Genomic DNA, 19,762 nt, shown 5'->3' on the forward strand with positions numbered 1-19,762 from the left:
GGGGCTCCGCTCACCCGCCCGCGAACGGCGGGAGCACCTCGACGGTGCCCCCCTCCGTCAGCTCGACGGAATCGTGCGGGCGCTTGCCCACGGGCTCTTCGTTCACGAGGAAGGAGCAGCGCAGCAGGACCCGGGTCAGTTCCCCGGGGTGGCGTTCCCGCACGGCGTCGAGCGCCTCGGCCAGTGTCCGCGCCGAGTACGGCTCCTCCGCCGTCTTGGCCGCGGCCTTCGCCGCCGCCCAGTAGCGGATGGTTCCGGTTGCCACTGCAGGCTCCTCTCGTCGGCGCTCTGCCGTCGGCCTCCATCATGACGCCTCGGGCCCCCGATCCCGGCGTGCCTCCGCGCGCCCCGCGTGCGCCCAGGCGGCCCGCACGGAGTCCACCGATACGGTGAAACCGGGGCATACGCAGGTCCCGGGGGTGGTGGGAACCACAGAAGTGGAACGTTCCGAAGCCTCGGCCCGGCCGGGGAGGGTGGGCTATTCTGCTGGCGAGAGGATCCGGGCAACGTAGCCCCCGGGTCCTTTTGTGCTTTCAGCACGTTGAACGGACCGAGAACAGTGGTATCCATCCGGACCTCAGGGCGCGGGGACCGGACGGACACCAGGCAAGTCGTACGAAGCAGTGCCGCGAAAGTCCTCGACGGGACCGAGGAGGAACCGACGTGATGGACCAGCGAACCGTCGTGCAGGAGCAGGCGCAGGAGCACGTACCTGCGCACGTTCACGCACACCAGTACCACCGCCCGACCCGGGCAGGTGGTCGGGCATGAGCTCACTCCTGCTCCTGACCAATGCCCTGCAGCCGTCCACCGAGGTGCTGCCCGCCCTCGGCCTGCTGCTCCACAGTGTCCGGGTGGCCCCCGCCGAGGGCCCCGCCCTCGTGGACACCCCTGGCGCCGACGTGATCCTCGTCGACGGCCGCCGCGACCTGCCCCAAGTGCGGTCGCTGTGCCAGCTGCTGCGCTCCACGGGCCCCGGCTGCCCGCTGATCCTCGTCGTCACCGAGGGCGGCCTCGCGGCCGTCACCGCCGACTGGGGCATCGACGACGTCCTCCTCGACACCGCGGGACCGGCCGAGGTCGAAGCGCGGCTGCGCCTCGCCACCGGCCGCCAGCAGCTCGGCTCGGACGACTCCCCGATGGAGATCCGCAACGGCGACCTGTCCGTCGACGAGGCGACGTACTCGGCGAAGCTGAAGGGCCGGGTCCTGGACCTGACCTTCAAGGAGTTCGAGCTCCTCAAGTACCTCGCCCAGCACCCGGGCCGGGTCTTCACCCGCGCCCAGCTCCTCCAGGAGGTGTGGGGCTACGACTACTTCGGCGGCACCCGCACGGTCGACGTGCACGTACGGCGGCTGCGCGCGAAACTCGGGCCCGAGCACGAGTCGCTGATCGGTACCGTCCGCAACGTCGGGTACCGCTTCGTCACCCCGGAGAAGGTGGAGCGGGCGGCGGCGGAAGCGGCCGCGCAGGCGGCCACGAAGGCGGCCGCCGAGGCCTCCGCGCGGGCCGCGGCGGCACTCACCCGGATGGACTAGGGAGCTCGTGTGAAGGCTGTGGGAATGACCTCCTCCGGACGCCCTGCCCAGAGGTAGGTCACCCCGCGTAGACTTCCGCGCGTGGCCAAGGTGACGCGGGATGACGTGGCACGACTTGCGGGTACTTCTACCGCCGTCGTGAGCTACGTCATCAACAACGGACCCAGGCCGGTTGCCCCGGCCACGCGCGAGCGTGTCCTCGCCGCGATCAAGGATCTGGGCTACCGCCCCGACCGGGTCGCCCAGGCGATGGCCTCACGGCGCACCGACCTCATAGGCATGATCGTCCCCGATGCCCGTCAGCCGTTCTTCGCGGAGATGGCGCACGCGGTCGAGCAGGCCGCCGCCGAGCGCGGGAAGATGGTGCTCGTCGGGAACTCCGACTACCGCGACGAGCGCGAGGTCCACTACCTGCGGGCCTTCCTGGGCATGCGGGTCTCGGGCCTGATCCTGGTCAGCCAGGGCATGAGCGAGCGGGCCGCCTCGGAGATCGAGGCGTGGGACGCCCGCGTCGTCCTCCTCCACGAGCGCCCCGAGGCCATCGACGACGTCGCCGTCGTCACGGACGACATCGGCGGCGCGCAGCTCGCCACCCGGCACCTCCTCGAACACGGGCACCCGTACGTGGCCTGCCTGGGCGGCGTCGAGAACACCCCCGAGGTCGGCGACCCGGTGGCCGACCACGTCGAGGGCTGGCGGCGGGCCATGCTCGAATCCGGCCGCTCGGTGGAGGGCCGGCTCTTCCAGGCCCCGTACAACCGCTACGACGCGTACAAGGTCGCCCTGGAACTGCTGGCCGGGCCGGACCGCCCGCCGGCGATCTTCTGCGCTACGGACGACCAGGCGATCGGCGTCCTGCGCGCCGCGCGCGAGCTGCGCATCGACGTGCCCGAGCAGCTGGCGGTGGCCGGCTTCGACGACGTCAAGGAGGCGGCCCTGACGGACCCGCCCCTGACCACGATCGCCTCGGACCGCCCGGCGATGGCCCGCGCGGCGGTGGACCTCGTCCTGGACGATGCCCTGCGGGTGGCGGGCTCCCGCCGCGAACGCCTGAAGCAGTTCCCGTCGGCCCTGGTCATCCGCCGCTCCTGCGGGTGCCGCTAGCCGCTGATGTAACCGGCACCCCGGAGCGTGCTGCCCGCCGTACCCGCGCGCGGCGCCGTACCCGGGGACCAGTCCCCGGACCCCTGCTCCTCAAACGCCGGAGGGGCTGGATTTTCGCCGGTGTCAGCCATATTCAGCCTCGCCGGCGTTTGAGGCGCGGGGTCCGGGCAGCGCCCGGGGAACGGTGGAAGGGCGGGTAGGGGACTTCGCCCCGCAGGGCCCGACCACCCGCACCCGGGCCACCGGGCCCAGCCCGCTCTTATATCGGGCATACACGGTTCTGTCGGGCTTCTCAGCGGGGACTCAGGAAGCTCTCATGATCGGCGGACACAGTCATATGCATGACCGAGAACCTCCGCCGCGAAGGCGAGTACCCCCAGGAACACCGCCCCCAGCAGCCCGCCCCGTGGGGCGAGGACTGGCAGCGCGGTCGTGACCGGCTCGCACAGGACGCCGCGTACCCGCCGCCGCCCTCCTACCCCCCGGCCACCCCGGCCCCCGGCTGGCACGAGGCGCACACTCCCCCGGTCATCCAGGGCGAGACCGTCCCCCAGAGCGCAGGCGGCTCCGGCGGCACCGGCGGCTGGGCCACCTGGGGCGAGGCCGCCCCGGCCGGACCCGCCCCGCAGGGCCACGCCCGCGCCAAGCGCCCGGTCGCCCTCCTCGCCGCCGTGGCCCTCGCGGCCGCCGCCGTCGGCGGCGGAACGGCCGCCGCCGTGCAGCAGATGCTGAGCAAGACCAACGGCACCGGCACCGGCGTCAACGGCAGCACCATCTCCCGGTCGAACAACGGCACCGTCTCCGGCGTCGCCGAGAACGTCAGCCCCTCCGTCGTCCGCATCGACACCCGCACCACCTCCGGCCAGGGCACCGGCTCCGGCATCGTGATCACCGCCGACGGCGAGATCGTCACCAACAACCACGTGATCGACGGCGCGAGCCAGATCCAGGTGACGATGAGCGACGGCAAGAAGTACAGCGCGAAGATCGTCGGAACGGACCCGGACAAGGACCTCGCCCTCATCAAGCTGGAAGGCGCGAGCGGCCTCAAGCCCGCCGCCCTCGGCAACTCCGACAACCTCAAGGTCGGCGACGAGGTCGTCGCCATCGGCTCCCCCGACCGCCTCACCGGCACGGTCACCAGCGGCATCGTCTCCGCGCTCGACCGCGAGGTGAACGTCCCGAAGTCCGAGAAGCAGCAGTCCCCGCAGGGCGGTTACCCGTTCTCCTACGGCGGCCAACAGTTCAACGGGAACACCGGCACGGACACCACCTCGTACAAGGCCATCCAGACCGACGCCTCCCTCAACCCCGGCAACTCCGGCGGCGCCCTCGTCAACATGAACGGCGAGATCGTGGGCATGCCCTCCGCGATCTACTCCCCCTCCAGCGGCGGCGACTCCGCGGGCAGCGTCGGCCTCGGCTTCGCCATCCCGGTCAACACGATCAAGGCCGACCTCCCCTCCCTCCGCAAGGGCGGCGCCGGCGGTGCCGGCAACGGCGCCGGCAACGCCGCGAACGGTTTCGGGACCTCCTTCTAGCCCGCCCGTGCGAGCCTGGTAGGAGACCGACCACCACCTGGGGGGACCCCGTATGAGCGCCGAAGGCGACCAGCAGCGCATCCTCGTCGTCGACGACGAACCGGCCGTACGCGAGGCCCTGCGCCGCAGCCTGGCCTTCGAGGGGTACGGCACGCAGACCGCCGTCGACGGGCTCGACGCCCTCGACAAGGCGGACTCGTACGCACCCGACCTGATCATCCTGGACATCCAGATGCCGCGGATGGACGGTCTGACGGCGGCCCGCCGGCTGCGCGCCTCCGGCAGCACCACGCCCGTCCTGATGCTGACCGCCCGCGATACGGTCGGCGACCGCGTCACCGGCCTCGACGCGGGCGCCGACGACTACCTGGTCAAGCCGTTCGAGCTGGACGAGCTCTTCGCCCGGGTGCGCGCCCTGCTGCGGCGCAGCTCCTACGCCGCGCCCTCCGCCGGAGACGGCGAGCCTGAGGACGCGCTGACCTTCGGCGACCTGCGCATGGACCTCGCCACCCGCGAGGTCACCCGCGGCGGCCGCCCGGTGGAGCTGACCCGTACCGAGTTCACCCTGCTGGAGATGTTCCTCGCGCACCCGCGCCAGGTCCTGACCCGCGAGCAGATCCTCAAGACCGTATGGGGCTTCGACTTCGAGCCCAGCTCCAACTCCCTGGACGTGTACGTGATGTACCTGCGCCGCAAGACCGAGGCCGGGGGCGAGCCCCGCCTGGTCCACACCGTGCGCGGGGTGGGCTACGTACTGCGCGCGGCCGGGGCCGGCGACACCGGCGGTCCCGAGTGAGCCCCAGCGCCAGATTCCGCGCCCTCCCGCTCCGCTCCCGCCTCGCCCTGCTGGTCACCGTCGCGGTGGCGCTGGCCGTGGCGGCGGTCGCCTGCGTGAGCTGGTTCATGGTCCGCACGCAGCTGAACGACCAGCTGAACAGTTCGCTGCGCTCCACCAACGCCCGGGCGCAGGCGAGCCAGACGCTGACCGGGCTCGGATGCCGGGAGAAGGCGCCCGGCCCCTGGGAGAACAACCTGAGCGCACCCGTGCAGATCGTGCTGCCCACGGGCGGCCGCTGCTGGGTGGACGGAAAGAACACGCTCCCGGTCACCGACTACGACCTCGAGGTGGCCAAGGGGCTGCGCGGCGCGGTCCTGTACGACGGCAAGACCACGGACGGCACCCCGGTACGCGTCTACACCCAGCCCGTGGAGCTGTCCGCCGGGCCGGGCGCACAGAACTCCGTCGCCGCGATCTCGGTGGCCAAGCCCCTCTCGGACATCACCGAACCGCTGTCCACCCTGGCCTGGGTGCTCGTCTTCGTATCCGGCGTCGGCATCCTCGGCGCCGGCGTGGCCGGCCTCTGGGTGGCCCGTACGGGGCTGCGCCCGGTCGACGAGCTGACCGGCGCGGTCGAGCACATCGCCCGCACCGAGGACCTCACCGTCCGCATCCCCGACCAGGGCGACGACGAGATCGCCCGCCTCTCGCGCTCCTTCAACTCCATGACGGCCGCGCTCGCCTCCTCCCAGGAGCGCCAGGCCCAGCTGATCGCGGACGCCGGGCACGAGCTGCGCACCCCGCTCACCTCGCTGCGCACCAACATCGAGCTGCTGGCGCGCAGCGAGGAGACCGGCCGGGCCATTCCGCCGGAGGACCGCAAGGAGCTGCTGGCCTCGGTCAAGGCGCAGATGACGGAACTCGCCTCGCTGATCGGCGACTTGCAGGAGCTGTCGCGCCCGGACGCGGCCGCCCCCGGCCCCCTCGGGGTGGTGGCCCTGCACGAGATCGCGGGCGCGGCGCTGTCCCGGGCCCGGCTGCGCGGTCCGGAGCTGGACTTCGACTCGGACCTGGCGCCCTGGTACGTACGCGGCGAGGCGGCGGCCCTGGAGCGGGCAGTGGTCAACGTCCTCGACAACGCGGTGAAGTTCAGCCCGCCGGGCAGCACGGTCACCGTGTCGCTGCGCGCGGGCGAGCTGACCGTACGGGACCGCGGCCCCGGCATCCCGGCCGACGACCTCCCGCACGTCTTCGAGCGCTTCTGGCGCTCCCCGTCCGCCCGGGCCCTGCCCGGCAGCGGCCTCGGCCTGTCCATCGTGGCCCGTACGGTGCAGCGCGCGGGCGGCACGGCCGAGCTCCGCGCCCCGACGGGTGGCGGCCCGGGCACTGAGGCGGTCCTCAGCATCCCGGGCGCCCCGGCTCCGCCGCCCGCGCAGGCGTCAGTTGTGCCGGATCAGTGAGGCGACCAGGCCGGAGCGGGTGTTGGGGAAGTCCATCGGGACGATCCCGAGCCCGGTCCGGCCGGCCAGTTCGGCGCCGTCGACGAAGGCGTGCACCTGCGGGCCCAGGCGGTCGGAGTTCCAGCGGGGCGGCAGGGCCGCGGCCGTGCTGGTGTAGTTCACGAAGAACCTGCCGGGCTGCTGGACGGCCTTGCGGAAGTGGTTCTCGATCTTGCCCCGTTTGGCGAAGGGCTCGGCCATGTAGTCGTCCTGGACGTCGAAGACGTTGCCGTCGCCGTAGCGCAGGCCACCGGGCAGGCCGCCGTTGTCGGGGAGCAGCAGCACCTTGCCGCGTACCTGGCCGAGGGCGGGCAGCGAGTCCGCGATCGTGAAGAGCGGGCGCCAGCCGCGGTTGTTCAGGTAGTCGTCGAAGACGGCGCGGAAGGTGGCGTCGCTCTCCTCGGAGTACTCCTGCTTGAGCCGCATCAGCACGGTCTCGGAGGGGTGCGCGGCGAGGAAGTTCCAGCAGGCGCCGAGGACGTCGCCGAACATCAGGTTCTGGTAGTACGCGCCGTGGTGGATCGCGAACGATCCGCCGGTCACCCGGCAGCGGACGTCGAGGAAGCGGATCCCGGAGCCGAGCTGGTCGGCGATGGAGGTGTTCTGGCAGGCGACGTAGAGCCCGCCCCGGGTGGCGCCCGAGTCGTGGGTGCCGGGGATGGTCATCCGCTGGAGGGCGGTGGAGTCGCCGAGCCCGCTCATCCAGTCCTGGGTGGAGAGCGCGCTCGCCGCCGTGCCGGTGGCCCCGGTGGCCCGGGTGGCGGCCGAGGCCGTCCCGGCGCCCGCGCCGAGCAGGGTCGCGCCGCCCAGGGCCGCCGCCCCCGCCAGGAAGCCGCGCCGCCGCAGCCCCGCGCCCGTACCCGCGGCCGTACCCGCGCTCGCATCCGTGCCCACGCCCATGCCCGCCCCTTTGCCGACCCAGTGGTGGCCCGGATTATGGCGTGCGGAGCCATGCATTACTACCCACGGGTAGGCGTCAGCTTTCGAGCAACTCCGCCATCGCGCGCAGCCCTTGGGCGAGGGACCGGCCGTCCGGCGCGTGCTCCGGGTCGGTCAGGCACTGCACCATGACCCCGGTCAGCAGCGCGATGTGCACCGAGCCGAGGCTCCGTACGTCCTCCTCCGCGACCTCCTCGACGGGGACCCCGCGCAACTGCGCGGCCACCATGCGCCGGTTGCGGCGCTGCCCCTCGGCCAGGACGGCGAGCAGCTCGGGCGAGGACTGCGCGTGCACGAAGGCCTCGACGGAGGCGGTCCAGAGCCAGCGCATCTCGCCGAAGTCCCGGATCTTGCGGTCCCAGGTGTCGGCGTACCGCTCCCGCGCGGTGTCGCCCTGCCCGGCGAGCCGGCCCGACCCCGCGGCCCACTCGTCCATGGCCGCGAACAGCGCCTGGTTGAGCAGCACCTCGCGGGTGCCGAAGTGGTAGCCGATCGCGGCCATGCTCACCTGCGCGGCCGAGGCGATGTCGCGCACGGTCGTCCGGAGGTACCCCTTCTCCTCCAGGCAGCGCCGGGCTCCGGCCAGCAGGTCCTCGCGATTTCCCATGCCCGGATCGTATCCGCGCCCCCGTCTTGGGCAAACGCGCTATACGAACGTATTGCGCGCTCGCCCAAATCCTGGCAGCCTGGTGCCGGGCCCACCGACCACCGGCACACACGGGGAGAGCGACACCATGCCGACCAACGCCATGCGCCACGAGCTGAAGATCGACGACCGCACCCTGTCCTACCTGGACTTCGGCGGGCCCGGCCGCCCGCTGCTCGCCCTGCACGGCGGCCTCTCCGAGGCCGCCCACTTCACCGCCCTCGCCGCCGACCTCGGCGAGCAGTGGCGGGTCATCGCCCCCGACCAGCGCGGGCACGGCGATTCCGACCCCGCCCCCGAGTACGGCCGCGCCGGCTACGTCGCCGACGCCGCCGCCCTGCTGGAACACCTCGCCCCCGGCGGCCCGGTGCCCGTCCTCGGCTTCTCCCTCGGCGGGGTCAACGCCTACCAGCTGGCCGCCGCCCGGCCCGACCTGGTGTCCGCCCTGATCAACGTCGACGCCCCGGTGCAGAGCCCGCGCGAGGACGGCCCGTCCTTCTGGGACTTCCTGCGCGACCTCCCGTACACGGCGCCGACCCGCGAGGAACTCGTCGCCGCACTCGGCCCGCTCGGCGAGGGGACCGCGCCCTTCCTGCGCCCCCTGCCGGACGGCTCCGGCTGGCGGCTGCCGTTCGACCCCGGGGCCACCCTGGCCACCCTCGCCGGCGACGACGCCTCGCGCTGGGACGTCTGGCTCGCGAGCAGCTGCCCCGCGCTGCTCGTCCACGGGCTGCGCAGCGACGTACTCCCCCGGGAGCTGGCCGACGCGATGGTCGCCCGGCGCCCCGGGACCTCGTACGTCGGCCTCGACACCGAGCACTTCGTGCCCTTCCAGGACCCGAAGGGCTTCGCGGAGGCCGTACGCGGCTTCCTCGCCACGCTGTAGGACCCGGGAACGCCGAAGGGGCGGCGGGCCGATGGCCCGCCGCCCCCGGAGAAGCAGGTGCTACTTGACGACCGTGATCCGGTCCGCCACCGGCGGGGCCAGCGGCGCGGCCGCCGAGGAGTGCCCGGCCAGGTAGGCGTTGAAGATGTCCAGGTCGGACGCGCCGACGAGCTTGTTCTTGTGCTCCTTCAGGACGCCGAAGCCGTCACCGCCACCCGCGAGGAACTCGTTCATCGCGACCCGGTAGGTCCGGGCGGGGTCGATGGCCTCGCCGTTCAGCTTCACCGAGTCCACGACGATGCGCTCGGCGCCCGCCTTGGTGGTGTCCAGGGTGTAGGAGAAGCCCTTGGAGACCTGCAGGATCTTCGGGCTCACCCCGTTGACCGGGCCGCTGACCTGCTGCTGCAGCGCGGTGATCAGCTGGGCGCCGGTCAGGTCGACGACCGTCATCATATTGGTGAACGGCTGGACGGTGTACGACTCCCCGTAGGTCACCACCCCGTCGCCCTCGGCGCCGGCGGCCTTGTAGGCCAGGTCCGCGCGGATGCCGCCCGGGTTCATGAGGGCGAGCTGGGCGCCGCCCTTGGCCGCCGGGGCCAGGGCCTCCAGCTGCGCGTCGGCGATCACGTCACCGAGCGGCTTCTCGTACTCCGACGAGCCGCGGCCCGGGATGTCGGCCGAGATGTAGCCCATGGGACGGTTCGCGATCGGCGCGGCCAGCGCGTTCCAGCGCTCGATCAGCGCGGTCAGGTCCGGGGCCTTGGGCTGGTCCCGGGTGACGACCTTCTGGACCGCCTTCGGCGACGTGACCGGCGTACGGACGATGTCCTTGGTCGCGCGGTCGTAGGTCAGGGTGGTGTCCGTGTACAGCCGGCCGTACGAGGCGGCCGAGGTGACCGTGCGCGGATTGCCCGCCGGGTCGGGGATGTTGCACGCGTACGCCTGGTGCGTGTGGCCGGTGACCAGGGCGTCGACCTTCGGCGAGATGTTCTTCGCGATGTCGACGATGGCCCCGGAGATGCCGGCGCCGGCGCCCGGCACGTCGCAGTCGTAGTTGTACGCGCCGCTCGCGGGCAGGCCGCCCTCGTGGATCAGCGCCACGATCGACTTCACGCCCTGGCGGTTCAGCTCCTCGGCGTACTTGTTGACCGTCTCGGCCTCGTCGCCGAACTTGAGGCCCTTGACCCCGTCGGCGGTCACGATGTCGGGCGTGCCCTCCAGGGTGACGCCGATGAAGCCGATCTTCACGTCCCCCTTCTTCCAGATGAAGGTGGGGTTCATCATCGGACGGTTGGTCTTCTCGTCCACCACGTTCGCGGCGAGGTACTTGAAGTCGGCGCCGCCGAACTCCTTGCCGTACTCGAAGCAGCCCTCGACCGGGTGGCAGCCGCCGTACTGCATGCGGCGCAGCTCGGTCTTGCCCTCGTCGAACTCGTGGTTGCCGACGCCGCTCACGTCCAGGTCGAGGTCGTTGAGCGCCTCGATCGCCGGCTCGTCGTGGAAGAGGCCCGACACCATCGGGCTGGCGCCGATCATGTCGCCGGCCGCGGCGGTGACGGAGTAGCGGTGACCCTTGCGGGCCTCGCGCAGGCTGGTGGCGAGGTACTCGACACCGCCCGCGGGTATGGCCTTGGTGGTGCCGTCGGCCTGACGCTCGGTCACGGTGCCCGAGGAGCCCTGCGGGGGCTCCAGCGTGCCGTGGAGGTCGTTGAACGACAGCATCTGCACGTCGACGGTGCGGCCGTGGTCACGGCCATATCCGTCACCACTCGCGGCTCCGGCCGGAAGGGCGGCGGCGATCATCGCACCGCCCGCCGTGGCAACGGCGAGAGCGGTGAGGGCCAACCGGCGGGTTCGGCGGTGCCGTTGTGGCGTCGCTGACATTTGGTCCCCTTTGTGGACAGCGATACATCTCGGGAAGTCTGCCGAAGCCTAGAGTCAACGCGCGTAGCGCGACAGGGGGTACCGGGTATCGAGCTGGTTACACGGAGGAGACGGGCGGCCGTCGGCGGGGCCGTCGGCGGCCTGTTCGCGCGGCTGTCGGGGCGCCCGTCCGGGCCGTATCCCGCCGGGCCCCCACCGTGGTCGTAGGCTCGGTTCCATGACTGACGACGCAGCAGTGGTCCTGGAGCCGGGACGGCAGATCCAGACCCTCGACGAACTGACGGACGAACAGGCCGACGCCGTTCTCACCCTGATCGAGGACGCGGCCCGCACCGACGGCACCACCGCCGTGTCCGAGCAGGGCCGGCTCCAGCTGCGCGGCGGGGCGCGGGAGGGGATCCGCCACTTCCTCCTCACCTCAGACGGGCGGCTCACCGCGTACGGGCAACTGGAGGACACCGACCCGGTGGAGGCCCCCGCGGCCGAGCTCGTCGTACACCCCGCGATGCGCGGGCGCGGGCACGGGCGGGCGCTGGGCAGCGCCCTGCTGGCCGCCTCCGGCAAGCGGATCCGGGTGTGGGCGCACGGCGGCAAGTCAGCGGCCCGCCACCTCGCGCAGGTGCTCGGCCTGACCCTGTTCCGCGAACTGCGCCAGCTCCGCCGCCCGCTCGGCGCGCAAGCGGCCGCCCTGCCGGAGGCCGTCCTGCCCGCGGGCGTGACCGTACGCACCTTCGTGCCCGGCACCGACGACGCCGCCTGGCTGGCCGTCAACGCGGCGGCCTTCGCGCACCACCCCGAGCAGGGCTCGCTCACGCAGCGGGACCTGAACGACCGCATCGCGCAGCCCTGGTTCGACGCCGAGGGCTTCTTCCTCGCGGAGCGCGACGGCGAACTGATCGGCTTCCACTGGACGAAGGTGCACGCCGAGCAGCAGCTGGGCGAGGTCTACGTGCTCGGGGTGCGCCCCGGCGCGCAGGGCGGCGGCCTCGGCAAGGCCCTCACCGCGATCGGCCTGCGCCACCTGGCCGCGGCGGGCCTGCCCACCGCGATGCTCTACGTGGACGCCGACAACCCGGCGGCCCTGGCCGTCTACGCGGGCCTCGGCTTCACCACCCACGAGGTGGACCTGATGTACCGCACGGAGAGCTGACCCGCGGGCGGAGCCGACCCGCGGGGCGGCCCCGGGGCCCGGGGCCGCCCCGCGTTCCCGGCTCTAACCGGTTTCCTACTCGGCGCCCACCTTGCAGGCGCTCTCCGCGGTCGCCTTGGTCACGCCGCTGACCTCGGTCAGGCCGGTCACACACTCGTCCTGGGCCCCGGTCACCGCGATGTAGCACGCCGCGCGGACGGCTGCCGGAGCCTCGCCGCCCTTCAGCTCCCGCTCGACCTGGTTGATGCAGGCCGAAACGTCCGCGGGGACGGCGGCCTGGGCGGCGGGCACCGTCAGGGCCGCGCCTCCCAGGGCGAGGGTCAGGCCGGTGAGGACACTTGCGATACGGGTCGACGTGCGCATGGGACGTACCTGCTCTCCGGGATCTCCGCGCGGCCGCACCGCGACCCGAACCTGCCTCGGCGTACCGGGGCGTGCCGGGCCCAGCGACGTACCGGACCACGCGGGAACGGCGCCGAGCACGCGCGGCCGGCGTACGGCCCCGGGCCCGGTCCCCGTACCGGACCGGCTCGGCAGGACATCCCTCCCTCCTACCGACGCTAGAACACCCCCCGCCCCCACGCACCCGCTGGCACCTCTCCCGCTGGCGCCGCCGGCCGCGCACCCGCCGGGGGCGGCAGCCCCCGCTTCGCGGGCGCACCCCCGGCTCCCCCCGCTCCCGGTCGGCACCAGCCGACCCCCGCACCAGACGACCCCCGCCCGGACCCTGGAAGCCATACGCCATTAACCGGGCATTAATGCGCGGTCGCGAAGCTGACGGCATGCAGCCCCGACTCCGACTGACGGCCGACCCGTCCGACGCGCCTGTCCTCCCGCGTGCGCGGAAGAATGGAGTCATGAGCCACAAGCCCAGCGCAGCCCCCACCGAGGTCCCCACCCAGCAGCCGCCGCAGAAGTTCGCGTCCCCGTCCGCGCCGACGGCCGCGGACATCTCCGCCTCCGTGGCCGCGGCCGCCGCCACGCCCGAGGCGGTGGCGGCCCGCGCGGCCACCGGCGCGCACGCCCGCCTGGGGTCCATAGCCGCCCACCGCCCGCACGTCGACCTGGAACCGGATCTCGACGCGGATCTGGACGCCTACGACGAGAAGGACACCGGCGAGCTGCCCCCGGGCCGCTTCCTCGACCGGGAGCGCAGCTGGCTCGCCTTCAACGAGCGGGTCCTGGAGCTCGCCGAGGACCCCGCCACGCCCCTCCTGGAGCGCGCGAACTTCCTGGCGATCTTCGCCAGCAACCTCGACGAGTTCTTCATGGTCCGCGTCGCCGGCCTCAAGCGCCGCATCGCGACCGGCGTCGCCACCCGTTCGGCCTCAGGGCTGCAGCCCCGTGAGGTCCTCGACCTCATCTGGACCCGCTCCCGCGAGCTCATGGCCCGCCACGCCGCCTGCTTCCAGCAGGACATCTCCCCGCAGCTCGCCGAGGAGGGCGTTCACCTCATCCGGTGGCCCGACCTCACCGAGAAGGAGCAGGCGCGCCTCTTCACCCTGTTCCGCAACCAGATCTTCCCGGTGCTCACCCCGCTGGCCGTGGACCCCGCGCACCCGTTCCCCTACATCTCCGGCCTCTCCCTGAACCTGGCCGTGGTCGTACGCAATCCCGTCAGCGGCCACCGCCACTTCGCCCGGGTCAAGGTCCCCCCGCTCCTCTCCCGCTTCCTGGAGGCCTCCCCGCAGCGCTACGTCCCGCTGGAGGACGTCATCGCCGCGCACCTGGAGGAGCTGTTCCCCGGCATGGAGGTGCTCGCGCACCACATGTTCCGCGTGACCCGCAACGAGGACCTGGAAGTGGAGGAGGACGACGCCGAGAACCTCCTCCAGGCCCTGGAGAAGGAGCTCATGCGGCGCCGCTTCGGCCCGCCGGTGCGCCTGGAGGTCGAGGAGTCCATCGACCCCGGGGTCCTGGACCTGCTCGTGCAGGAGCTGAAGGTCAACCCGTCCGAGGTGTACCCGCTCCCCGGCCCGCTCGACCTCACGGCCCTCTTCGGGATCGCCTCCCTGGACCGCCCGGAGCTGAAGTTCCCGAAGTTCGTCGCCGGCACGCACCGCGACCTCGCCGAGGTCGAGTCCGCGTCCGCGCCCGACATCTTCGCGGCGCTGCGCGAGCGGGACGTGCTGCTGCACCACCCGTACGACTCCTTCTCCACCTCCGTGCAGGCCTTCCTGGAGCAGGCCGCCGCCGACCCGGACGTGCTCGCGATCAAGCAGACGCTGTACCGGACCTCCGGCGACTCCCCGATCGTGGACGCCCTGATCGACGCCGCCGAATCCGGCAAGCAGGTCCTCGTACTCGTCGAGATCAAGGCCCGCTTCGACGAGCAGGCCAACATCAAGTGGGCGCGCAAGCTGGAGGAGTCCGGCTGCCACGTCGTCTACGGGCTGGTCGGCCTCAAGACCCACTGCAAGCTGTCGCTCGTCGTCCGCCAGGAGGGCGACACGCTGCGCCGCTACTCCCACGTCGGCACCGGCAACTACCACCCCAAGACGGCACGGCTCTACGAGGACCTCGGCCTGCTCACCGCCGACCCGCAGGTCGGCGCGGACCTCTCCGACCTCTTCAACCGGCTGTCCGGCTACTCGCGCCGCGAGACCTACCGCCGGCTGCTGGTGGCCCCGCGCTCGCTGCGCGACGGCCTGATCTCCCGGATCGACAAGGAGGCGGCCCACCACAAGGCGGGCCGCCCCGCGTACGTGCGCCTCAAGATGAACTCGATCGTCGACGAGGCGCTCATCGACTCCCTCTACCGGGCCTCGCAGGCGGGCGTGCCCATCGACATCTGGGTCCGCGGCATCTGCGCGATCCGCCCCGGTGTCCCCGGGCTCTCGGACAACATCCGGGTCCGCTCGATCCTCGGCCGCTTCCTGGAGCACTCCCGGGTCTTCGCCTTCGGCAACGGCGGCGAACCCGAGGTGTACATCGGCAGCGCCGACATGATGCACCGCAACCTCGACCGCCGTATCGAGGCACTGGTCAGGGTCGCCGACCCGGCCCACCGCGCGGCTCTGGACCGGCTGCTGGAAACCGGGATGTCCGACGCCACCACCTCCTGGCACCTGGGCCCGGACGGCGAATGGACCCGGCACAGCACGGACGGCGAGGGCCAGCCGCTGCGGCACGTTCAGGAGATGCTCATTGAGGCCCGGAGGCGCCGGCGTGGCTCAGCCAAACCATGACCTGACCGCGACGACGGCAGGCACCGTACTCGGTACGTACCTGCGGGCGCAGGCCACCGCTTTCCTGCGGGGCCTGCGCCTGCACGAGGAGGGCGCAGCGAGCGGCAGTGCCGAGGGCGGCGAGGCCGCGCGCAGCCTGCGGGGGGCTGCGCGCCGGATCTCCTGCTCCCTGTCCACGTTCAGGGCGGTGGCCGATTCCGCCTGGGCGGATTCGCTGCGCACCGAGCTGGTCTGGCTCTCGGGGACGCTGGCCGACGAGCACGCGTACGCGGCCCGGCTGGCGCGGCTGATGGACGCCCTGCAACGGCTGTCGGGGAACCCCGAGGTGCCGGCGCCCAGGGGTACGGCGGGCTCCCTGACCGTGGGCTCGGCCCGCGCGGGCGCCCTGCTGGAGCGCCAGCTCACCCTGGCCCGCACCCGGGCCCACTCCGCGACCCTGCAGGCGCTGGGCTCCTCCCGGTTCCACGCGGTCGCGGACGCGGTGGCGGTACTGGCCTCGGAGGTCCCGCTGGACCCGGTGGCGGCCCGGGGCCGGGTGGACGACGTCCTGGTGCCCCTCGCCGAGGTGGCGCATTCCCGCCTGTCCCTGGCGGTGCACTCCCTCCCCGCCCCCTCGCCCTCGCACCCGTACGACGCGGACCACGACGGCTCGTGGAACGAGGTACGCCGGCTGCTGCGCGTCCACCGCTACGCGCAGGAGGCCCTGGGCGGCGACGTGGCCCGCCTGACGGCCGCGGGCGAGGCCCTGACCCACCACCGGGACGCCGCGGAGGCCGCCGCCGCCTCGGCCACGGCGGCCCGCACCCCCCGCATCGCCCCGGCGACGGCGTACGCCCTGGGCGTCCTGCACGCGGACCAGCGCCACGAGGTCGAGTCCTCCCGCGCCACCTTCCAGCACATCTGGGAACCGGCCGGTTCCAGCCACGTCGGCGTGTGACCTCCCTCGGCCAAATCCAGCCACGCCGGGCCGCACCGGACCCACGCCGACACGGTCACGCATCGGTAACGGCGGGGTAACGAGAGATGACGCCGGACACCGAACCCGCCGGTACACACCACCCCGTCCGCCACGGTTCACCATCCGTTCACTTAGCGCGGTCGGCCGCTTCACCTGATCTGCCTAACTTCGTAGGAGCAGGGAGCGAGTCGCCGCGAACGTGGACGATTCCTCCGGGCAATCGACGTAGTCCTCTTCGCACGCCGCCCCGATGCAGAAAGCGGCCGGCGGCTTCTGGAAGGAAACACCCGAAAGTGAAGCTTCAGCGCAAGAACATGCTTCGTGCCTCCGCCCTCGGGGCGCTCGTCGTGTCCGGCGCCCTGGTCCTCACGGCGTGCGGCTCGGACGACAACACCAAGACCGACGCCGGCGCCTCGGGCAAGCCTTCCGCCGCCGTGGGCGACATCAAGTGCGACGGCGCCAAGGGCAAGCTCCTCGCCTCGGGCTCCTCCGCGCAGAAGAACGCGGTCGACCTGTGGGTCAAGAACTACATGGCGGCCTGCACCGGCGTCGAGGTGAACTACAAGTCCTCCTCCTCCGGTGAGGGCATCGTCGCGTTCAACCAGGGCAGCGTCGGCTTCGCCGGCACGGACTCGGCGCTGAAGCCCGAGGCCGTCGAGGAGTCGAAGAAGATCTGCACCGGCGGTCAGGCCATCGACCTGCCGATGGTCGGCGGCCCCATCGCCATCGGCTTCAACGTCGCCGGCGTGGACAAGCTGACGCTGGACGCCCCCACCCTCGCCGCGATCTTCAACGACAAGATCAAGAAGTGGGACGACGAGGCGATCAAGAAGCTGAACCCCGGCGTCACGCTTCCCGCCACCGCGATCCAGGCGTTCCACCGCTCCGAGGACTCGGGCACCACCGAGAACCTCGGCAAGTACCTCAAGGCCGCCGCTCCCGAGGCCTGGACGTACGAGGCCGCGAAGAAGTGGCCGGCCCCGGGTGGCCAGGCCGCCTCCGGCTCCTCCGGTGTCGCCTCGCAGGTCAAGGCCGTTGACGGTGCGATCGGCTACTTCGAGCTCTCGTACGCCTCCTCGCAGAGCATCAAGACCGTGGACGTCGCCACCGGCGCCGCCGCTCCGGTCAAGGCCACCGGCGAGAACGCCTCCAAGGCCATCGCCGCCGCCAAGATCTCCGGCACCGGCAGCGACCTGGCGCTGAAGCTCGACTACGCCACCAAGGCCGAGGGCGCCTACCCGATCGTCCTGGTGACCTACGAGGTCGTCTGCGACAAGGGCAACAAGGCCGAGACGCTCCCGACCGTGAAGTCCTTCCTGAACTACACCGCGTCCGACGCGGGCCAGAAGGTCCTGACCGACAACGGCTACGCGCCGATCCCGGCCGAGATCAACGCCAAGGTCCGCGAAGTCATCGCGAAGCTCGCCTAATACAGACCCCCGGGACCACCGGTCCGCTCCCCCCGTCCGGGGGGCGGACCGGCCCGGGGACCCTCCCCTCCACCCAGGGGATCCGGTGCACCGCCGCCAGGGGGCCTGCCCCCCATCCAGACCGGAAAGATCATGGCTTCCACCACACCCACCCAGATAGACACGGCTCCGCCCGTCTCCAAGAGCGGAAGGTCCACCGGCCGCGCCGGTGACAAGATCTTCGCGGGCCTCTCCAAGGGCTCCGGCATCCTGCTCCTGGTGATCATGGCGTCGATCGCCGTCTTCCTCACCTACCGCGCCTCCATCGCGCTGGCCGACAACGAGGGCAACTTCCTCACCACGTTCGACTGGAACGCGTCGGCCAACCCCCCCGTCTTCGGCATCGCCGTCCTGCTCTTCGGCACCGTCGTCAGCTCGATCATCGCGATGGCCATCGCGGTTCCGATCGCCGTCGGCATCGCCCTCTTCATCTCGCACTACGCGCCGCGCAAGCTGGCCGCACCCCTCGCCTACGTGGTCGACCTGCTGGCCGCCGTGCCGTCGATCATCTACGGCATCTGGGGCGCCCTCTTCCTCGTCCCGCAGCTCGCCGGGCTGAACCTCTGGCTCGACGAGTACATGGGCTGGACCTACGTCTTCGACAAGACCCAGGTCGGCGTCGCGCGCTCGCTCTTCACCGTCGGCATCCTGCTCGCGATCATGATCCTGCCGATCGTGACCAGCGTCAGCCGCGAGGTCTTCCTGCAGGTCCCGCGCATGAACGAGGAGGCCGCACTGGCCCTCGGCGCGACCCGCTGGGAAGTCATCCGCATGTCGGTGCTGCCCTTCGGCCGCTCCGGAGTCATCTCCGCCTCGATGCTCGGCCTCGGCCGCGCGCTCGGCGAGACGATGGCCGTCGCGACCGTCCTCTCCCCGAGCTTCCTGATCTCCGGCCACATCCTGGACCCGGGCGGCGGCACGTTCGCGCAGAACATCGCCGCGAAGTTCGACGAGGCCAACGAGTTCGGCCGCGACGCCCTGATCGCCTCCGGTCTCGTGCTCTTCCTGCTCACCCTGCTGGTCAACGGCGCCGCCCGGCTGATCATCGCCCGTCGCAAGGACTTCTCGGGGGCGAACGCCTGATGAGCCACGCACTCCAGGACCGGCGCCCCTCCCGGGCCGCCAAGTCCGCCGCCCCCAGCAGCCTGACGCAGGGCCACCTGCCCCGCTGGGCCCCGGCCGGCATCGCCGTCCTCTCGGCCGCCCTCGGCTCCGGCCTCGGCGCCCTCTTCGGCCTCCACAGCAAGATCCAGTGGGGTCTGCTCGCGGCCGCCCTGTTCGTGATCATCACGTACACGGCCAGCTCGATCGTCGAGAACCGCCGCCAGGCCAAGGACCGGGTCGCGACCTCCGTCGTCTGGGTCTGCTTCGTCCTCGCCCTCGCCCCGCTGCTCTCGCTGCTGTGGACGACCATCAGCCGCGGCATGAAGGTCCTCGACGGGGACTTCCTCAGCCACTCGATGAACGGCGTGACCAGCTTCGAGCCCGGCGGCGGCGTCTACCACGCCCTGCTCGGCACCATCGAGCAGGTCGCCCTGGCCACCGCGATCTCGGCCCCCATCGGCCTGCTGACCGCCGTCTACCTGGTCGAGTACGGCAAGGGCCCGCTCGCCAAGGCCGTCACCTTCTTCGTCGACGTCATGACCGGCATCCCCTCCATCGTCGCGGGTCTGTTCATCCTGACGACATGGACCCTGATGCTCGGCTTCGGCCCCTCCGGCTTCGCCGGATCCCTGGCCCTGTCGATCCTGATGATGCCCGTCGTGGTCCGCTCCACCGAGGAGATGCTCAAGCTCGTCCCGAACGAGCTGCGCGAGGCCGCCCTGGCCCTCGGTGTGCCGAAGTGGCGCGTGATCGTCAAGGTCGTGCTCCCCACGGCCATCGGCGGCATCGCCACCGGCGTGATGCTGGCCGTGGCCCGCATCGCGGGTGAGACCGCCCCGATCATGCTGCTGGTCTTCGGCACCCAGCTGATCAACAACAACCCCTTCGAAGGTGCCCAGTCCTCGCTCCCCCTGTACATCTGGGAGCAGTACAAGGTCGGCAGTGAAGCCTCCTACGACCGGGCATGGGGCGCAGCGCTCGTCCTGATCGCCTTCGTCATGATCCTCAATCTGGTGGCTCGCGGCATCGCCCGCTGGAAGGCCCCCAAGACCGGTCGCTGACGCGACTCATGAAAGCG

Annotated in this window: 17 protein-coding genes; 12 read left to right on the top strand and 5 right to left on the bottom strand. The window is 71.9% G+C overall.

Annotation, left to right across the window (positions count from 1 at the left end):
- Nucleotides 1-10 precede the first annotated feature (10 nt).
- Nucleotides 11-265, bottom strand: coding sequence for a MoaD/ThiS family protein (locus AC061S_RS31170; protein ID WP_112449116.1), 255 nt, complete (start codon nucleotides 263-265; stop codon nucleotides 11-13).
- Between the two features lie 502 nt (nucleotides 266-767).
- Between AC061S_RS31170 and AC061S_RS31175 the strand changes: the two genes are divergently transcribed.
- From AC061S_RS31175 to AC061S_RS31195, 5 genes are all read left to right on the top strand, one after another.
- Complete coding sequence (locus tag AC061S_RS31175) at nucleotides 768-1,538, top strand: response regulator transcription factor (protein ID WP_243339450.1); 771 nt, start codon at nucleotides 768-770, stop codon at nucleotides 1,536-1,538.
- 81 nt (nucleotides 1,539-1,619) lie between these two features.
- Nucleotides 1,620-2,642, top strand: coding sequence for a LacI family DNA-binding transcriptional regulator (locus AC061S_RS31180; protein ID WP_478689228.1), 1,023 nt, complete (start codon nucleotides 1,620-1,622; stop codon nucleotides 2,640-2,642).
- A 341-nt stretch (nucleotides 2,643-2,983) separates the two neighbouring features.
- Nucleotides 2,984-4,183: a S1C family serine protease gene (locus AC061S_RS31185; RefSeq protein ID WP_478689229.1), complete on the top strand. Its 1,200-nt coding sequence runs from the start codon at nucleotides 2,984-2,986 to the stop codon at nucleotides 4,181-4,183.
- A 52-nt stretch (nucleotides 4,184-4,235) separates the two neighbouring features.
- Entirely contained in the window at nucleotides 4,236-4,979 is a 744-nt protein-coding gene (locus AC061S_RS31190; RefSeq protein WP_478689230.1) for a response regulator transcription factor, read from the top strand.
- Nucleotides 4,976-6,421 (top strand): sensor histidine kinase, encoded by a 1,446-nt coding sequence (locus AC061S_RS31195; RefSeq protein WP_478689231.1) that lies wholly within the window; start codon nucleotides 4,976-4,978, stop codon nucleotides 6,419-6,421. The genes AC061S_RS31190 and AC061S_RS31195 overlap by 4 nt, the downstream gene beginning before the upstream one ends.
- Here AC061S_RS31195 and AC061S_RS31200 read toward each other — a convergent pair.
- Nucleotides 6,401-7,360, bottom strand: coding sequence for a phosphatidylinositol-specific phospholipase C (locus AC061S_RS31200; RefSeq protein ID WP_478689232.1), 960 nt, complete (start codon nucleotides 7,358-7,360; stop codon nucleotides 6,401-6,403). The genes AC061S_RS31195 and AC061S_RS31200 overlap by 21 nt on opposite strands.
- Before the next feature lie 76 nt (nucleotides 7,361-7,436).
- Nucleotides 7,437-8,006, bottom strand: a complete 570-nt coding sequence (locus AC061S_RS31205; protein ID WP_422523325.1) for a TetR/AcrR family transcriptional regulator — start codon at nucleotides 8,004-8,006, stop codon at nucleotides 7,437-7,439.
- A 127-nt stretch (nucleotides 8,007-8,133) separates the two neighbouring features.
- Here AC061S_RS31205 and AC061S_RS31210 point away from each other — a divergent pair, with 127 nt between their 5' ends.
- Entirely contained in the window at nucleotides 8,134-8,931 is a 798-nt protein-coding gene (locus tag AC061S_RS31210) for an alpha/beta fold hydrolase (RefSeq protein WP_478689233.1), read from the top strand.
- A 60-nt stretch (nucleotides 8,932-8,991) separates the two neighbouring features.
- Here the strand turns inward: AC061S_RS31210 and AC061S_RS31215 are convergent, their stop codons facing one another.
- Nucleotides 8,992-10,815 carry a bifunctional metallophosphatase/5'-nucleotidase gene (locus tag AC061S_RS31215; protein WP_478689234.1) on the bottom strand — a complete coding sequence of 608 codons (1,824 nt, stop codon included), beginning with the start codon at nucleotides 10,813-10,815 and terminating at the stop codon, nucleotides 8,992-8,994.
- Nucleotides 10,816-11,032: 217 nt separating this feature from the next.
- Here AC061S_RS31215 and mshD point away from each other — a divergent pair, with 217 nt between their 5' ends.
- Nucleotides 11,033-11,965 carry a mycothiol synthase gene (gene mshD, locus AC061S_RS31220; RefSeq protein WP_478689235.1) on the top strand — a complete coding sequence of 311 codons (933 nt, stop codon included), beginning with the start codon at nucleotides 11,033-11,035 and terminating at the stop codon, nucleotides 11,963-11,965.
- 75 nt (nucleotides 11,966-12,040) lie between these two features.
- On the opposite strand, the gene AC061S_RS31225 is transcribed toward mshD, so the two are convergent.
- Nucleotides 12,041-12,328 carry a hypothetical protein gene (locus tag AC061S_RS31225; RefSeq protein ID WP_478689236.1) on the bottom strand — a complete coding sequence of 96 codons (288 nt, stop codon included), beginning with the start codon at nucleotides 12,326-12,328 and terminating at the stop codon, nucleotides 12,041-12,043.
- A gap of 494 nt (nucleotides 12,329-12,822) precedes the next feature.
- On the opposite strand from AC061S_RS31225, the gene AC061S_RS31230 reads away from it, so the two are divergent.
- The 5 genes from AC061S_RS31230 (at nucleotide 12,823) to pstA (ending at nucleotide 19,745) form a co-directional block, all read left to right on the top strand.
- Nucleotides 12,823-15,153 carry an RNA degradosome polyphosphate kinase gene (locus AC061S_RS31230; RefSeq protein ID WP_478689237.1) on the top strand — a complete coding sequence of 777 codons (2,331 nt, stop codon included), beginning with the start codon at nucleotides 12,823-12,825 and terminating at the stop codon, nucleotides 15,151-15,153.
- Nucleotides 15,134-16,090: a CHAD domain-containing protein gene (locus AC061S_RS31235; protein WP_478689238.1), complete on the top strand. Its 957-nt coding sequence runs from the start codon at nucleotides 15,134-15,136 to the stop codon at nucleotides 16,088-16,090. The genes AC061S_RS31230 and AC061S_RS31235 overlap by 20 nt, the downstream gene beginning before the upstream one ends.
- A gap of 314 nt (nucleotides 16,091-16,404) precedes the next feature.
- Nucleotides 16,405-17,541 (top strand): phosphate ABC transporter substrate-binding protein PstS, encoded by a 1,137-nt coding sequence (gene pstS, locus AC061S_RS31240; RefSeq protein WP_478689239.1) that lies wholly within the window; start codon nucleotides 16,405-16,407, stop codon nucleotides 17,539-17,541.
- 132 nt (nucleotides 17,542-17,673) lie between these two features.
- Entirely contained in the window at nucleotides 17,674-18,663 is a 990-nt protein-coding gene (gene pstC, locus AC061S_RS31245) for a phosphate ABC transporter permease subunit PstC (protein ID WP_327253572.1), read from the top strand.
- Nucleotides 18,663-19,745, top strand: a complete 1,083-nt coding sequence (pstA, locus tag AC061S_RS31250; protein ID WP_478689240.1) for a phosphate ABC transporter permease PstA — start codon at nucleotides 18,663-18,665, stop codon at nucleotides 19,743-19,745. The genes pstC and pstA overlap by 1 nt, the downstream gene beginning before the upstream one ends.
- The last annotated feature ends 17 nt before the right edge of the window (nucleotides 19,746-19,762 follow it).

This window comes from Streptomyces sp. CA189 (genome assembly GCF_056428985.1).

Excerpts from the sequence above, each read along its gene's own strand:
- AC061S_RS31185 (WP_478689229.1), top strand. The coding sequence starts at position 2,984 with ATGACCGAGAACCTCCGCCGCGAAGGCGAGTACCCCCAGGAACACCGC.
- mshD (WP_478689235.1), top strand. The coding sequence starts at position 11,033 with ATGACTGACGACGCAGCAGTGGTCCTGGAGCCGGGACGGCAGATCCAG.
- AC061S_RS31200 (WP_478689232.1), bottom strand. The coding sequence starts at position 7,360 with ATGGGCGTGGGCACGGATGCGAGCGCGGGTACGGCCGCGGGTACGGGC.
- AC061S_RS31230 (WP_478689237.1), top strand. The coding sequence starts at position 12,823 with ATGAGCCACAAGCCCAGCGCAGCCCCCACCGAGGTCCCCACCCAGCAG.
- pstC (WP_327253572.1), top strand. The coding sequence starts at position 17,674 with ATGGCTTCCACCACACCCACCCAGATAGACACGGCTCCGCCCGTCTCC.
- AC061S_RS31190 (WP_478689230.1), top strand. The coding sequence starts at position 4,236 with ATGAGCGCCGAAGGCGACCAGCAGCGCATCCTCGTCGTCGACGACGAA.
- AC061S_RS31175 (WP_243339450.1), top strand. The coding sequence starts at position 768 with ATGAGCTCACTCCTGCTCCTGACCAATGCCCTGCAGCCGTCCACCGAG.
- AC061S_RS31225 (WP_478689236.1), bottom strand. The coding sequence starts at position 12,328 with ATGCGCACGTCGACCCGTATCGCAAGTGTCCTCACCGGCCTGACCCTC.
- AC061S_RS31215 (WP_478689234.1), bottom strand. The coding sequence starts at position 10,815 with ATGTCAGCGACGCCACAACGGCACCGCCGAACCCGCCGGTTGGCCCTC.
- AC061S_RS31205 (WP_422523325.1), bottom strand. The coding sequence starts at position 8,006 with ATGGGAAATCGCGAGGACCTGCTGGCCGGAGCCCGGCGCTGCCTGGAG.
- AC061S_RS31210 (WP_478689233.1), top strand. The coding sequence starts at position 8,134 with ATGCCGACCAACGCCATGCGCCACGAGCTGAAGATCGACGACCGCACC.
- pstA (WP_478689240.1), top strand. The coding sequence starts at position 18,663 with ATGAGCCACGCACTCCAGGACCGGCGCCCCTCCCGGGCCGCCAAGTCC.